This window comes from Vibrio sp. HENC-03 (genome assembly GCF_000305755.2).
Lineage (GTDB): Bacteria > Pseudomonadota > Gammaproteobacteria > Enterobacterales > Vibrionaceae > Vibrio > Vibrio owensii.
In genome coordinates this window covers 90,804-105,072 of sequence record NZ_JH976125.1, presented here as the reverse complement: position 1 = coordinate 105,072, position 14,269 = coordinate 90,804, and the positions used below count along the sequence as shown (strand labels likewise).

General features: G+C 46.0%; 14 protein-coding genes and 1 other annotated feature. Of the genes, 5 read left to right on the top strand and 9 right to left on the bottom strand.

Annotated features, from left to right (window positions below):
- Positions 1 to 59: 59 nt before the first annotated feature.
- The 5 genes from trpCF to VCHENC03_RS08035 all read right to left on the bottom strand — a co-directional run bounded on the left by trpCF (position 60) and on the right by VCHENC03_RS08035 (position 5,053).
- Positions 60 to 1,499 (bottom strand): bifunctional indole-3-glycerol-phosphate synthase TrpC/phosphoribosylanthranilate isomerase TrpF, encoded by a 1,440-nt coding sequence (trpCF, locus tag VCHENC03_RS08015; RefSeq protein ID WP_032802903.1) that lies wholly within the window; start codon positions 1,497 to 1,499, stop codon positions 60 to 62.
- Between the two features lie 13 nt (positions 1,500 to 1,512).
- Complete coding sequence (trpD, locus tag VCHENC03_RS08020; RefSeq protein ID WP_005530485.1) at positions 1,513 to 2,523, bottom strand: anthranilate phosphoribosyltransferase; 1,011 nt, start codon at positions 2,521 to 2,523, stop codon at positions 1,513 to 1,515.
- A gap of 37 nt (positions 2,524 to 2,560) precedes the next feature.
- Complete coding sequence (locus VCHENC03_RS08025; protein ID WP_009706917.1) at positions 2,561 to 3,169, bottom strand: aminodeoxychorismate/anthranilate synthase component II; 609 nt, start codon at positions 3,167 to 3,169, stop codon at positions 2,561 to 2,563.
- Between the two features lie 16 nt (positions 3,170 to 3,185).
- Positions 3,186 to 4,751 (bottom strand): anthranilate synthase component 1, encoded by a 1,566-nt coding sequence (locus VCHENC03_RS08030; RefSeq protein ID WP_009706916.1) that lies wholly within the window; start codon positions 4,749 to 4,751, stop codon positions 3,186 to 3,188.
- A 126-nt stretch (positions 4,752 to 4,877) separates the two neighbouring features.
- Positions 4,878 to 4,981: a sequence feature (Trp leader region), on the bottom strand.
- Positions 4,928 to 5,053 (bottom strand): tryptophan operon leader peptide family protein, encoded by a 126-nt coding sequence (locus VCHENC03_RS08035; RefSeq protein WP_009706915.1) that lies wholly within the window; start codon positions 5,051 to 5,053, stop codon positions 4,928 to 4,930. It overlaps the preceding feature by 54 nt.
- A 95-nt stretch (positions 5,054 to 5,148) precedes the next feature.
- Between VCHENC03_RS08035 and rnm the strand changes: the two genes are divergently transcribed.
- Together rnm and VCHENC03_RS08045 are read left to right on the top strand one after the other, a co-directional pair.
- Complete coding sequence (gene rnm, locus VCHENC03_RS08040) at positions 5,149 to 6,027, top strand: RNase RNM (RefSeq protein ID WP_009706914.1); 879 nt, start codon at positions 5,149 to 5,151, stop codon at positions 6,025 to 6,027.
- A gap of 38 nt (positions 6,028 to 6,065) precedes the next feature.
- Positions 6,066 to 6,686, top strand: a complete 621-nt coding sequence (locus tag VCHENC03_RS08045) for an L-threonylcarbamoyladenylate synthase (protein WP_005434958.1) — start codon at positions 6,066 to 6,068, stop codon at positions 6,684 to 6,686.
- A 95-nt stretch (positions 6,687 to 6,781) separates the two neighbouring features.
- Here the strand turns inward: VCHENC03_RS08045 and VCHENC03_RS08050 are convergent, their stop codons facing one another.
- Positions 6,782 to 7,492, bottom strand: coding sequence for a calcium-binding protein (locus VCHENC03_RS08050; RefSeq protein ID WP_009706913.1), 711 nt, complete (start codon positions 7,490 to 7,492; stop codon positions 6,782 to 6,784).
- Between the two features lie 346 nt (positions 7,493 to 7,838).
- On the opposite strand from VCHENC03_RS08050, the gene rluB reads away from it, so the two are divergent.
- Complete coding sequence (rluB, locus tag VCHENC03_RS08055) at positions 7,839 to 8,777, top strand: 23S rRNA pseudouridine(2605) synthase RluB (RefSeq protein WP_005434955.1); 939 nt, start codon at positions 7,839 to 7,841, stop codon at positions 8,775 to 8,777.
- Positions 8,778 to 8,943: 166 nt separating this feature from the next.
- On the opposite strand, the gene VCHENC03_RS08060 is transcribed toward rluB, so the two are convergent.
- Positions 8,944 to 9,264: an HI1450 family dsDNA-mimic protein gene (locus VCHENC03_RS08060; protein ID WP_005431208.1), complete on the bottom strand. Its 321-nt coding sequence runs from the start codon at positions 9,262 to 9,264 to the stop codon at positions 8,944 to 8,946.
- 2 nt (positions 9,265 to 9,266) lie between these two features.
- Positions 9,267 to 9,833 carry an elongation factor P-like protein EfpL gene (gene efpL, locus VCHENC03_RS08065; protein ID WP_005431209.1) on the bottom strand — a complete coding sequence of 189 codons (567 nt, stop codon included), beginning with the start codon at positions 9,831 to 9,833 and terminating at the stop codon, positions 9,267 to 9,269.
- A gap of 187 nt (positions 9,834 to 10,020) precedes the next feature.
- On the opposite strand from efpL, the gene VCHENC03_RS0126085 reads away from it, so the two are divergent.
- Positions 10,021 to 10,788 (top strand): nucleotidyltransferase, encoded by a 768-nt coding sequence (locus tag VCHENC03_RS0126085; RefSeq protein ID WP_032802900.1) that lies wholly within the window; start codon positions 10,021 to 10,023, stop codon positions 10,786 to 10,788.
- A 39-nt stretch (positions 10,789 to 10,827) separates the two neighbouring features.
- Here VCHENC03_RS0126085 and VCHENC03_RS08070 read toward each other — a convergent pair whose 3' ends face one another.
- Complete coding sequence (locus tag VCHENC03_RS08070; RefSeq protein ID WP_009706911.1) at positions 10,828 to 13,191, bottom strand: DNA polymerase II; 2,364 nt, start codon at positions 13,189 to 13,191, stop codon at positions 10,828 to 10,830.
- A 433-nt stretch (positions 13,192 to 13,624) separates the two neighbouring features.
- Here VCHENC03_RS08070 and uvrY point away from each other — a divergent pair, with 433 nt between their 5' ends.
- Positions 13,625 to 14,269: a UvrY/SirA/GacA family response regulator transcription factor gene (gene uvrY, locus VCHENC03_RS08075; protein ID WP_005434947.1), complete on the top strand. Its 645-nt coding sequence runs from the start codon at positions 13,625 to 13,627 to the stop codon at positions 14,267 to 14,269.

Sequence of the window (14,269 nt, the reverse complement as noted above, 5' to 3'; positions counted from 1 at the left end):
TATTCCTTCTCGTATTTTTCGCTACGAATAGCTTTAAATTTTTTAGCTGATATCCAGCTTTAGTAGTTGCGAATAGCGGTGAATGCCGCGAGCAACTTCTGTGAATCTTTTTTGCCTGGTGCGCTTTCTACACCAGAGTTTAAATCTAATCCCAAGCAACCTAGTGTCGCTGCTTGTTGAGCATTTTCTGGCGACAGTCCACCCGCTAGCATAATTTGACTTGGGTCGCCGATCAGTGACCAGTCGAACACTTGACCAGTTCCGCCAGTTTGAGTGCCAACTTGCGCATCTAATAAATGGCGATCAATGTTGTCTGCTAGCAGTTCTGGCTTGGCATTAGTCACGCCGTAAGCTTTCCAAATTTCTACTGTTGTTGGCAGTTCGGCTTTGAGTTGGTTTACGTAAGCTTGGTCTTCTTGACCGTGCAGTTGCACCGCTTTTAAACCCAAAGAGGTCACGACAGAAGCAACAAAATCGATATCGTGATTTTGGAAAACACCTACGTAGTTCAGTGGAGCACCGCTCATGGTTAAGCGAGCACCTTCAAGGTCAACCGCACGCTTCGACTTCTCGACAAAAATCAGGCCACCAAATACCGCGCCAGCTTGATATGCTTTTGCTGCGTCATCTTGATGCGTTAAGCCACACACTTTGTTTTCGCCTAAGGTCACTTTACGTACAGCAAGTTCTAAGTTGTCTTCCGCCATCAGTGAACTGCCAATCAAGAAGCCGTCTGCGTATTCCGCTAAATCACGAACTTGTTGATGTGTATAAATGCCAGATTCTGAGATTACTGTTGCGTTAGGATCCAGTTCGCGAATTGTCGGTGCCAGTTCTTTCGTACGATTCAAATCAGTACTTAGGTCGCGAAGGTTACGGTTATTGATGCCGATAACGCGTGCGCCTAGTTTAACTGCACGATGAAGCTCTTCTTCGTTGCTGACTTCGGTCAAGATACCCATGTTCAGGCTGTGTGCTGCTTCCTCTAGCGCTTTGTACTCTTCGTCATTTAAGACAGAAAGCATCAGTAGCACGGCATCAGCACTGTAATGACGTGCTAGGTAAACTTGGTAGGTATCTACCATGAAGTCTTTGCACAGAACCGGTTGTTTGACTTGACCGCGCACTTGAGGAAGAAAGTCAAAGTTACCTTGGAAGTACTTTTCGTCTGTTAGGACTGAAATTGCATCTGCGTGGTTGTTGTAAACCGACGCAATGTAATCCAAGTCGAAGTGATCACGAATCAAACCTTTAGAAGGAGATGCCTTCTTACATTCGGTGATGAACGCCGTCTTTTCACCACTCAGAGCGTCGTAGAAGCTGCGGTCCGATGGCAGCAAATCAGACTGAAATGTGCTTAGCGGTTGAGACACCTTACGGTCTGCTACCCATTGATATTTATCGCGGACAATTTTCGCCAGTACTTCTGCCATTTCTGCTTCTTTTTTAGAAACGTGCTCAGACAGGTTGTCAGCTTGCTGAGTGTTGAAGTCAGTCATCTTCTTCAATTCCTTAAGCGTGTGCGGCAAGTTGTTGTACCAAATGGTACGCTTTGCCTGAATTCATTGCCTCAATCGCTTGTTGCGTGTTGGCTTTTAAATCTTCGTGGCCGAATAGACGCATTAGCAGAGCAACGTTTACTGCCACTGCACCCAATTGTGCGTCTGTACCTTTACCCGTCAGAATATTGGTAATGATCGCTTTGTTTTCTTCAGGATCGCCACCTTTGATCGCTTCTAGTGGGTGTGCTTCAAGACCGAAATCTGCAGGCGTTAGTTTGTATTCTGTGATCTTACCGTCTTTGATTTCGGCAACGGTTGTTTCACCGTGAATCGCCACTTCATCCAAGCCACTGCCGTGTACTACAGCTGCGCGCTTCATACCCATTTGTAGCATGGTTTCTGCGATAGGACGAACCAGTTCTTCACTGTAAACGCCCATCAATTCGATGTTAGGACGAGCAGGGTTAATCAGTGGGCCAAGAATGTTAAAGATGGTGCGTGTTTTCATGGTTTGACGCACTGGCATCGCATGGCGCACACCACCGTGGTACTGGGGTGCAAATAGGAAAGCAACACCGATATCGTCTACCGCTTTGCGCGTATCTTCTGCGCTCATAGCTAGGTTGATACCAAATGAATCAAGAAGGTCAGAAGAACCAGATTTGCTCGAAACGCTTCGGTTACCGTGTTTCGCTACTTTTAGACCACATGCTGCAGCAACAAATGCCGCAGTGGTTGAAATGTTGATGGTGTTGTGACCGTCACCGCCAGTGCCTACGATATCTGCGAAATCGTAATCTGGGCGAGGGAATGGGTTTGCATTTGCTAGCAGCGCTTTTGCCGCACCTGCAATTTCATCCGGCGTTTCGCCTTTGATTTTTAGTGCAGTCAGTGCTGATGCCATCAAAATTGGGTCTAGCTCACCACGGATAATGATGTCGAATAGCTGTTGGCTCTCTTCCTGAGTAAGCGATTCTTGCTCGTACAGTTTGGTAATAATAGGGTTGATGATTGCTTCCATATTTCCTCTCCTAAATTTCTTATGTGCCAAGTGCTTTTTAAGCAGTGAGTGGGTTCGTTGAAGTTTGTTCTTCAAGTGCCCATTCAATGGCATTGGCCAACAGTGTTGCTCCGTAGGTCGTCATAATAGATTCCGGGTGGAACTGGAACCCGCAAACTTTATCTTCTTCATGTACAACAGACATTACCAAGTCATCCACTTCTGCTGTGATGGTTAGGCTCTCAGGAACCTTGGTCGCAACCAGCGAGTGGTAACGTGCAATTGCAAGTGGTGATGGTAGGTTTTGGTAAATCGCATGGTTTTGGTGCTCCATCATAGAGACCTTACCGTGAATGATTTCGCCCGCGCCAGCAACAGTACCGCCGTACGCTTCAACAATCGCTTGGTGACCAAGACAAATGCCGATCATCGGCACTTTGCCTTTCATACGTTGGATAAGCTCTGGCATTGAGCCTGCCTCTGACGGTGCACCAGGACCTGGTGATAGCAGAACCACTGGGTTTTCAAGCTCGTTTACCGCTTGTTCAATGGTTTGTGCTGGGATGTTATTTCGGTAAATCTTGACTGAGTGACCTAGTGAGCGGAATTGATCCACAAGGTTGTAGGTGAACGAGTCAAAGTTGTCGATAAAAATGATATTAGCCATCTCTGAACCCTATTCCTTATTGTGACTTATGCGCTGCTTGGATAGCAGAGATTACCGCTTGTGCTTTGCCGCGCGTTTCGTCTGCTTCCGCTTGTGGATCAGAATCGAACACCACGCCTGCACCAGCTTGAACTTGAGCAATACCGTTCTCAACGTACGCTGAGCGAATTACGATACATGTGTCGAGTGTGCCTTCACCAGTTAGGTAGCCCACAGCACCGCCGTAGCTACCGCGTCGTGCGCCTTCTACATCGCGAATCAACTGCATTGCACGAATCTTTGGTGCACCAGTGAGCGTGCCCATGTTCATACAAGCTTGGTATGCGTGCAGCGCGTCTAGGTCTTCACGTAGTTGACCAACCACACGAGAGACCAAGTGCATTACGTGGCTGTAGCGGTCGACTTTTAGAAGGTCTGCTACGTGGCGAGTGCCAGCTTGAGCAATACGAGCGACGTCGTTACGTGCTAAGTCAACCAACATCATGTGTTCTGCGTTTTCTTTCATGTCGGTACGCAGTTCAAGTTCGATGCGGCTATCTAGGTCGAAATCAATCTCGCCGTTAGGACGCTTGCCACGGCGACGAGTGCCTGCGATAGGGTAGATTTCAATTTGGTTAGTGTCGGTTTCGTACTTAAGCGCGCTTTCTGGTGATGCGCCAAACAGAGTGAACAGCTCATCTTGCATGTAGAACATGTAAGGGCTTGGATTACTTTGTTTCAGTTCTTTGTAAGCCGCGAGTGGAGAAGGGCAAGGTAGAGTGAATCGGCGAGATGGTACGACTTGGAATACATCGCCTTTCACTACAAACTCTTTTAAGTCGCGAACAGTTTGGCAGAAGTCTGCATCAGATACGCTAGGTTCTACCGTTACGTCAGCGATTTGTTTTGCACTTGGCAGTAGCTTTGGCGCTGCACACTGAGCGCTGATTTCTGCAATACGAGTCTCTAACGCTGATTTCTCTGAACCATCAACAAACAACGTCGCTTGAAGCTGGCAAGATTCCGTTTGATGGTCGACAACAAGCAGTGTTTCCGCGACGTAGAAAACGTAATCTGGGCACTGATTTGTTGCTTCTGCATTACCAAGCGGCTCGAAGTTGGCGACTAAGTCGTAGGCAAACAGGCCACCAAGGAAAATTGCGTGTTTGTCTTGCTGTGAAATATCAAAACTATGCTGAACCAAACGCAGGGCATCGAAAGAAGAGGCTTCACGTAGGCGAGAATCTTCATCTAACGTGTCGCATGGCTGGTCAAATTCTAAAGTTAGCGTTTCGCCATCGAACTTACTCTCAACGTCACCACGGATGTTCTGGTTTAGGTGAGACAGTAGGTTTTTACCGTTGTTGGTCAAGGCGTGCATGCTAACGGTATGGCCGTAGCAGACAATGCGAACCGCTGAATCTACGATCAGCAGGGATTTCAAATCTTGCTTCGAATCGATCTCAGCAGATTCCAGCAACAGGCTGTCAGTTTTGTTCTCACATAAAGTGTGGAACAAACGAGTCGGGTCTTGAGTATAAGGGACGGAAGCCGTTAGCACTTCAAGCTGTCCAAGTTTCTTAATTTCAATGGCCTTGTTCACAAGACCTCCTTATAGCTGTTTTACATCTTCCTGCCGTACATAGTCGCATAAAGCAAACGTTCACCCAATCAAGTTTTGGTCATATCCGATGAATGTTTGAGCAGTTGAATGTGAGATGGACGACAAAACAAAAAGCCCGCTGAAGTAGCGGGCTTTGTGACATTTAATTCTCTAAACTAGAAGTACACGTTCGCCCACCAAGAACTTGTCCAAGTGCGCCACCAAGCAAGGTCAGCAGATTTCATCTTATTCAGACGAACTGCAACTTTCGCTTCCTGGTTTTGGTTAAATTCTTGTAACATGGTGAGCCTTAAATTAGGTACTTCGTATTTGTGTACTAGTTAACTAGTGCAGGGATAAAAAGTCAACCCCAAAACAGCATTAAAACGACAAAAAGATGAGAATTGATTTACACAGTCACACCACCGCGTCAGATGGTCGATTTGCACCACACGATTTAGTGGATAGGGCATTGAGTTTTGATATCGAGGTTTTGGCGATCACGGATCATGATACGGTTGACGGCTTAGCTCCGGCCAAGCAATACGTTGAAGAGAATAGTCTGCCGATAAAAATCATCAACGGTATAGAAATTTCGACTGTTTGGCAGAACAAAGACATCCATATTGTTGGATTGAACATCGATCCAGAAAGTCCTGCGCTGGCTGAGCTGATTCAACAGCAAAAAGCGCATCGTGTTGCCAGAGCAGAGATGATTGCTGAACGTTTGCAAAAAGCGACTCGCGAAGGTGTGCTAGAAGAAGTTCAGCAAATCGCGGGTGATGCGCCGATCACTCGTGCACACTTTGCCAAGTGGTTGGTGGATAATGGTTATGCCAAAAACATGCAGATGGTGTTCAAGAAATTTCTAACCCGCTCTAACCCAGGTTACGTGCCACCAAATTGGTGCTCCATGAAAGATGCGGTTGATGCGATTCATGCTGCTGGAGGCTCTGCTGTTCTTGCGCATCCGGGTCGTTATCAACTGACTGCGAAGTGGGTGAAACGCCTATTAGCCGCGTTTGTCGAGGCGGGTGGGGATGCAATGGAAGTGGCACAGCCTCAACAAGCGCAACAAGAAAGGCGCAACTTGGCTGATTATGCTATACAATACAAACTATTAGCTTCTCAAGGCAGCGACTTTCACTACCCATCTCCGTGGATGGAATTGGGAAGAAACCTCTGGTTACCCGCGGGCGTAGAACCAGTTTGGAAAGATTGGGGTATTGATCCTTCGTTGGATAACGCTCAACAAGACGAAATCGAGAACCGATAAAAATATAGAGCCGAGAGGTTCGATAATGAGGAATTACAATGAGCCAGTTTTTTTACGTTCACCCAGAAAACCCACAGGCTCGCTTGATCAATCAAGCAGTAGCAATCATTCGTAGCGGCGGTGTAGTGGTTTACCCAACCGACTCAGGTTACGCACTAGGCTGTCAGTTAGAAAACAAACAGGCGTTGGAACGTATTTGTCAGATCCGCCGTCTGGATGATAAGCACAACTTTACTTTGTTGTGTCGTGATTTGTCGGAGCTTTCTTTGTATGCACGCGTAGACAACGCGGCATTCCGACTACTGAAAAATAACACGCCGGGTCCTTACACTTTCATCTTCAAGGGAACAAAAGAAGTTCCGCGTCGTTTGATGAATGCAAAACGTAAGACCATCGGTATTCGTGTACCCGATAACCGCATTGCACTAGACCTGTTGGAAGCACTTGGTGAACCAATGATGTCTACGTCACTTATCCTACCGGGTAGCGATGTGACGGAATCGGACCCAGAAGATATTCGTGACAAACTAGAGCATGCTGTAGACGTGATTCTTAACGGTGGCTACTTAGGTGAACAACCTACAACGGTTATCGACTTCAGCGAAGGTGAAGCGGTTGTTGCTCGTGTTGGCTCTGGCGACCCTGCACCATTTGAGTAACTGCTTTTACTCTTAACAAAACAAGAAAGGGAGGCGTGAATGCCTCCCTTTTGTTTTGAATCCGTTTATTTTTGATTCAATGGAATGGTATCAATTTAGGCGAAATCGAAGATGTCGATGCCGTGATGCTCAATGTAGTTGATGTAGCCTGCATCAATACCTTTCAGTGTCACTTCTACATTAAACTCGTCACTTGAGTAGACTGCCCAACCAAAGTCGTTGTAAGACAGTGTTAAGTCGTCTGCCGAGTCCAAGAACGTATCGCGAATACCATCGTTGTTAGTATCTAAACCCATATCAAAGACAAGCTTGTCGTGACAAATGTTAAAATCGAGAATTTCTGATTTCACTTCGATGTCGTTTGAAGAAACAGGCTGATCGGGAACGCCAACAGCAAGACGGTTGGTCATTACGAACGTGTCATCGCCGCAACCGCCCGCAATCACAGAATGACCATCGCCGACAACTACGGTGTCGTCACCCCATCCGGCATTGATAAAGTTGTTGCCTGAGTAGTCGAAAATTGTATCGTCACCACAACCACCAAATAACAGGTCATTACCTAAGCCGCCAGACAAGTAATCATCGCCTGAACCGCCTGAGAGTAGGTCATTCCCTCTGCCACCTAGTAGGGTATCGTCACCACGACCACCGAAGACATAGTCGTTTCCACCAAAGCCAACAAACTTATCGTCGCCGCCAAAGCCGACAAAAATATCAGTCGTGTCCGAGCCTTTTGTGCCGGTCATATTGTCATCTTCTGAGGTGCCAAATATCCAATTTAGGTCAAGATTTGTATGAGACATTTATTATTCCTTTTCATCTGATTAAGGGAGCTAGCAAGCTGTAGGGTTATCTTTCTTATAGCCCTGACAATTTTATCAGGTAGGGGATTTTTTAAGAGGTGGACACAGACCCATAATAGTGCGGTTCTAATACCAATGAGTCTGGTACTAAGTTGGAGAAGATGATGAGTTTAGTGTGAGTTTCCGAAGGACATTCTGCAGTGACAATATCGACGATTTTGCTTACATTAAATCAGAGAATCTCGTATAATGTCCGACCGAAAAAATCCCAATAGGTTGGGTAACTTGCACAATTGAAGACCAATTCTGGTCTCGACGTCTGTGAAGACGACACATAGGTAGATAAATGAGCGAAAAGTTACAAAAAGTATTAGCACGTGCTGGACACGGTTCTCGTCGTGAGATTGAATCGTTAATTAAATCTGGTCGCGTTAGCGTGAACGGAATCGTAGCTAAACTTGGTGAAAGACTAGAAGATGAGAACAGCGTAGTTCGTATCGACGGTCACATTGTGTCTGCAAAGGCACAAGAAGAAGTGATCTGTCGTGTATTGGCTTACTACAAGCCAGAAGGTGAACTATGTACTCGTCACGACCCTGAAGGTCGTCGCACTGTTTTCGATCGTCTGCCAAAAATTCGTGGCTCTCGTTGGATTTCAGTTGGTCGTCTTGATGCGAACACATCTGGCCTGCTGCTTTTCACAACGGATGGTGAGTTGGCAAACCGCCTAATGCACCCAAGCCGCCAGGTTGAGCGTGAATACCTAGTACGCGTATTTGGTGAAGTGAACGAAAAGAAAGTTCGCAACCTAGTAAGTGGTGTTGAACTTGAAGATGGTATGGCTCGTTTTGAAGACGTAGTACATGCGGGTGGTGAAGGCATGAACCACACGTTCTACGTAGTGATTAACGAAGGTCGTAACCGTGAGGTTCGTCGTTTGTGGGAATCTCAAGAATGTACGGTTAGCCGTCTAAAGCGTGTTCGTTACGGTGATATCTTCCTAGACAAGAAACTGCCTCGTGGCGGTTGGATGGAACTAGACCTGAAAGAAGTAAACTACCTGCGTGAGCTTGTAGAACTTCGTCCAGAGAAAGAAACCATGCTTGATCTAAACAAAGACAACACATCACGTAAGCGTGAACGTGCTCGTAGCCAAAAAATTCGTCGCGCTGTTAAGCGTCACGAAGAGCGTGTTAACACACCAAAGGGTCGCAGCAACAACCCTTCTCGTCGTAAGCCGAAGAAGGCTGCCGGTGACCAAGGCGCACGTAACAAGCATCGTTAATCGATAGCAGAAAATCAGAAAGGCTTGCCACATTGGCAAGCCTTTTTCTTATCTAGCGTTTCGCGTTTGCGATCTTTCTTGTTTGCCAATCACAAGTAACTTTGACTTACAGATATAAAAAAACACCAGCGCGAGGCTGGTGTTTTTGATCATGATGAGGAAATCGTTAATCACGTTTCCAAAGCATATGACAGAACTTATGTTCTGGGTCTCGACTGATTAGCATACGAGCAAAAACGTCATCAAGTACGTCATTTTCCTCGTTTACTAAGCCGATTCGAACTTCTGCATACACTTCTTTGTCGATATCGAAGCCAACGTGTTCAACCCAGTCATCACCAGTTTCAACAAGTTCTGCGGCACCACGATCTTCAAATTGCGCAGTAAACAGAATGACATCAGCTGGCTCTAGGTTGTCTGGAGCCATCTCAAGGAAGATGTCGTACGCAGCGTCGATAACGTCGTCGTAAGAAATCAAATCAGACATACTTATGCTCGGCTCATGTATTTACGTTCAGTCGTGTTGATGATTACACGGTCACCAGTCGCGATGTACTCAGGAACTTGAATAACAAGACCTGAAGCAAAGCGTGCAGGCTTAGTACGTGCAGATGCAGATGCACCTTTAATTGAAGGATCAGTTTCTTCAATCACTAGCTCAACAGAAGAAGGAAGCTCGATACCAACAGCAGAGCCGTTGATTAGGATAAGGTGAATACCTTGAGTGTCTTCGTTGATGAACAGAAGCTCATCTTCAACTTCGTTGTGCTTGAATGTGTATTGTGAGTAGTCTTCGTTATCCATGAAGATGTGCTCATCGCCATCAGCGTATGAGTACACAACTGCACGTTTGTTCATTTCTACAGTTTCAACAACGTCATCAGACTTGTAACGCTCGTCTACACGCGCACCAGTGTTTAGATCTGTACAGCGCATTTTGTAGATTTTAGCGCCGCCACGACCACCTGGAGTGGTTACTTCGATGTCTTTTACTAGAAGAGTTTTACCATTAGACTCGATTGCGAAGCCTTTTTTGATTTCACTTGCCTTTGGCATTGTATTTTCCTATTTACACTTATTAAGCAAAACTTGGTGATTATAGCGCTAAGTTGCTTGTCTGGCATCAAAATTCCGCACAGTAATTTGCACGTCAATAAGGGCTTTAATGGGCTTGATTCAAACGCTAGGCTAGTGGATCATATAGCCCATCGTCCGTTAAAAGCTTGAGATCCCGTTTTCTTCAATGTCTCTCCCTGTCATCGACCCAAAGCATCCATTCCAACCTGAATTTGAACCTCTGCTAAGAGAAGTTCTGGCGTGCCTTAAAGGCGGGCTAGGGGCCAATCTTCATAGCGTCTACGTCTACGGCAGTGTGGCACGCAAGTTGGCGGTTGCAGGAAAATCGAATCTCGATATGGTTGTTGTCACCAAGTCGAGTTTTGAAAACAATCGCGCTACTTTGTTGAACACCATCAAATGGCGTGCTCAACAGGGGCACCCTCACGTTAAAGGGGTATCGATTCGTACCGCTTTGGTGAGTGAAGTCGCAAACCTAGACAGCATTTTTACTTGGGGCTTTATGCTCAAACACTGCTGCGTGTGCGTTTACGGAGATGATCTGGCGGATTGTTTTGGCGATTATGTGCCAAGTTGGGAGATTGCGAAGCACTGGAACATGGATGTCGAAGACTGGCTATCGGTGTATCGAACTAAGATAGTACAAGCACAAAGCATTGAAGAGCTGGTCAGTGCCCAAGTAACTATCGCTAAGAAACTGCTTCGTGCGTCGTACTCGCTTGTCATGTATCGAGACAAACGTTGGTTTGATGACCCGCTTGAATGTGGGGAGCAATTTCTACGATACCACCCAGAAAAGCAGCTTGAGATAGAACGCCTTGGCATTTTGCTCTCTGGTCGTGCTATCCCGAAACGTTCTGTGATTGGTTTAATTGACGGTTTTGGTGAATGGTTGGTGGCTCAGTACCAAAAGACCGAATTTCGTATTGGGTAACGTCAGCTAGCGTTAACTCCATTCAATCTAGAATCTGATTTAGAACAGCCCCATCTGCGGCGCAGATAACTGCTCGAAGTCTGTGCCAATGAACGGCAATATCGCATCCGCAACCGGCTTTAGCTGTTTATCAATGTAGTGCTGGTAGTCTATAGGGCTATTGAGGTACTCGTGTGGCTCAGGTCCATTCACAGTAATTAAGTATTCGATTCGACCTCGGTTTTGATATTGCAGAGGGCGACCGAGTTTGGCATTGATGTCGTCGGCTAAACGTGCAGCACGTACTTGTGGCGGAATATTTTTCTGATACTCATGCAATTTGCGTCGCAAGCGCTTTTGATACACCAACTGATCATCAAACTCTCCTGCATTGGTCTTCTCAACCATCTCTCGTACGTAATCACTAGGGTCTTCACCATGGAAGATCATTTGGTACAAGGTGTTTTGGAATCGCTGCGCCAGTGGTGTCCAGTCTGTACGTGCGCTCTCTAACCCTTTAAAGATGATGCGTTCTTGTTCGCCTTCACCAATCAGGCCTGCGTAGCGTTTTTTTGAGCCCGTTTCCGCACCTCGAATGGTTGGCATCAAGAACTTGCGATAATGGGTTTCATATTCTAGTTCAAGAATCGAGTTGAGGTTGTACTCACTGCGCAGATGGTTACTCCACCATTGGTTGATGTAGTCGACCAGTTCATTACCAATCTTGTCAGCGTCAGTTTGGTTATATGCGCCATTTAAAGAAACAAAGGTTGAGTCGGTGTCGCCATAGATCACTTGATAACCTTTGTCCTCAATCAGAACTTTGGTTTGTTTCATGATTTCGTGCCCACGCATGGTGATGCTAGAAGCAAGGCGCGTATCAAAGAAACGACAGCCGGAAGAACCAAGCACACCATAGAAAGAGTTCATGATGATTTTGATGGCTTGTGAGAAGGCTTTCTCATTATTCTTCTTGGCAACATCTCGCGCTGCCCAGAGCTTTTCGATCATCTCTGGCAAGAAGTGCTTTGAACGATGGAACTGACCGCCACGAAATCCCGGTACGGCTTCATCTTCTGCTTTGCCGATTTCAAGCTGCAAACCTTCGACTAAGCCCATAGGGTCAATCAGAAATGAGCGAATAATAGAGGGGTACAGACTCTTAAAATCGAGCACCAATACCGAATCATAAAGGTTAGGGATAGAGTCCATCACATAGCCACCAGGGCTAGCTATCCAGTTTTCTGGATGCAGATTTGGCGCAACATAACCGGCTCGGTGGATTTGCGGCAAATACAAATTAGTAAACGCGGCCACAGAGCCCCCGACGCGATCCAGCTCTACACCTGTTAGGCGAGAGCGTTCAATCGCAAAGTCGAGCAGGTGAGTGTGGTCGAAAACCTTGTTTACCAACACGCAATCTTGCAGGTTGTATTTAGCCAGAGATGGTTTGTCTGAACGGTACATGCGATTGATTTCATCCATTCGGTCATGCACGTTATGGATTTCTTTACCTTCGCCAAGCAGTTCTTGGGAAACGGACTCAAGTGACCACGAGCGGAAGTGGTACGTCGCGGTTTTAAGCGTATCGATACCATCCAGCACCACACGACCGGGAATAGAGATAAAACCTTGTTGGCTTTGCGCGGAGCTACGGAAAAAACTTGGCTGGTCAGCTCGGCCTAACATCAGCTTCATGTTGTGCCATTCTGCGCGTTTATGCAGCAGGCGGAAGTCGAAGTCGATAACGTTCCAACCAACAATCACATCTGGGTCAAATTGCTTAAACCACGCGATTAAAGCATCGAGCAAAGCCTTCTCGTCTTTTACCCATTGAATTGGCGTGTCTGATTGTTCCGGTTCGCCAATCATAATCACGCGTGAATCAACAGGGCTATCTAAACCAATCGAATAAAGAATGCCTTTCTCTGAGCATTCCAAATCTAGAGAGACCACATGCAGCTTAGGTTGGTATTCACCTGTGCGACACTTTGCGTTTTGGACACGTTGGAACCCGTTTCGAGATTGCAGATTCCCGGTAAACTCCATGCTGCCTTTTATAAAGCGTTCCATCAGATAACGATCGGCAAGCCGTACATCACCCTCGAAATGGACTATGTCGTTTTGCTTAAGTTCATCTTGTAGGGCGAACGCGTCTTTTGTTGTCTGGGTATAACAGGCGGCTAAAGGCGTGAGTTGGAAGTTCTTTAACTCTAGCGGGCATATGTCGACAGCAATTTGCTTAGCAGCGGCAAATTGCTTGGTTTGCTCGATTTGCGCTTGTTCTATAAAGAAGACAGGTCTTTCTCCTTGAATCAACAATTGGGTCGGACCATTCTCGGTCGAAAGCCACAACTCTATTTGAGTTTGACCTTTGATGTCTCGGGCTTGGCGAGTGAGAAGGAAGCCTTGTTGGATGTTCAATAGAGAGAAACCTTGTAAATCAGTGAAGAACGTATTCTATCATTAAGAACTGTAAAAATAACCAGTGAAAAGTAATGCTCTATTTTACTGGTTAAATCGTGATGCCGTGGGTGTACAAAAGCTGAGATAGGTCGCTTATAGAATAACCATTTATGGGTGATATTGCGTTTTGCTGAGCAAAGTGAAATCTAGCTGCTTGATTTATTGGAGCTTATGTTGTTAATTAGCTTGTCTTAAAATTCGGCTTTGCACAGAGCACACTCAAATAATAGAGTGGTTTATGAATAAGTTCTTGCCAAACTTTGCGTTTAAGCACATATTCATAGAAAGCAATTTTTTGCCATATGCGTTAGTATATAGGCACTCATACTGATATCCACATTTGACAAATGTTATGTGGGTGCAGAGCCAATAAAAGTGTGGAGATACAAGTTTGATAAATGTTTTCCTTGTAGATGATCACGAGCTGGTTCGCACAGGGATACGACGTATTATTGAAGACGTCCGTGGAATGAACGTAGCAGGAGAAGCTGACAGCGGTGAAGAAGCAGTAAAATGGTGTCGTAGTAATCATGCTGACGTCGTTTTAATGGATATGAACATGCCAGGAATAGGCGGCTTGGAAGCCACAAAAAAGATTCTTCGCGTGAATCCTGATGTAAAAATCATCGTACTAACCGTTCATACGGAAAATCCGTTCCCAACTAAAGTGATGCAGGCGGGTGCTTCTGGTTATTTAACTAAAGGCGCGGGTCCTGATGAAATGGTTAACGCAATTCGTGTGGTTAACAGTGGGCAGCGTTACATCTCGCCAGAGATTGCGCAGCAGATGGCATTGAGTCAATTCTCACCTGCCTCAGAAAACCCATTTAAAGACCTTTCTGAACGCGAACTGCAGATCATGATGATGATCACCAAAGGCCAGAAAGTAACGGATATTTCTGAACAATTGAATTTAAGTCCAAAAACAGTCAACAGTTACCGCTACCGACTGTTTAGCAAGCTGGACATTAATGGTGACGTTGAGTTAACACACTTAGCGATCCGCCACGGAATGCTGGACACCGAGACCCTTTAG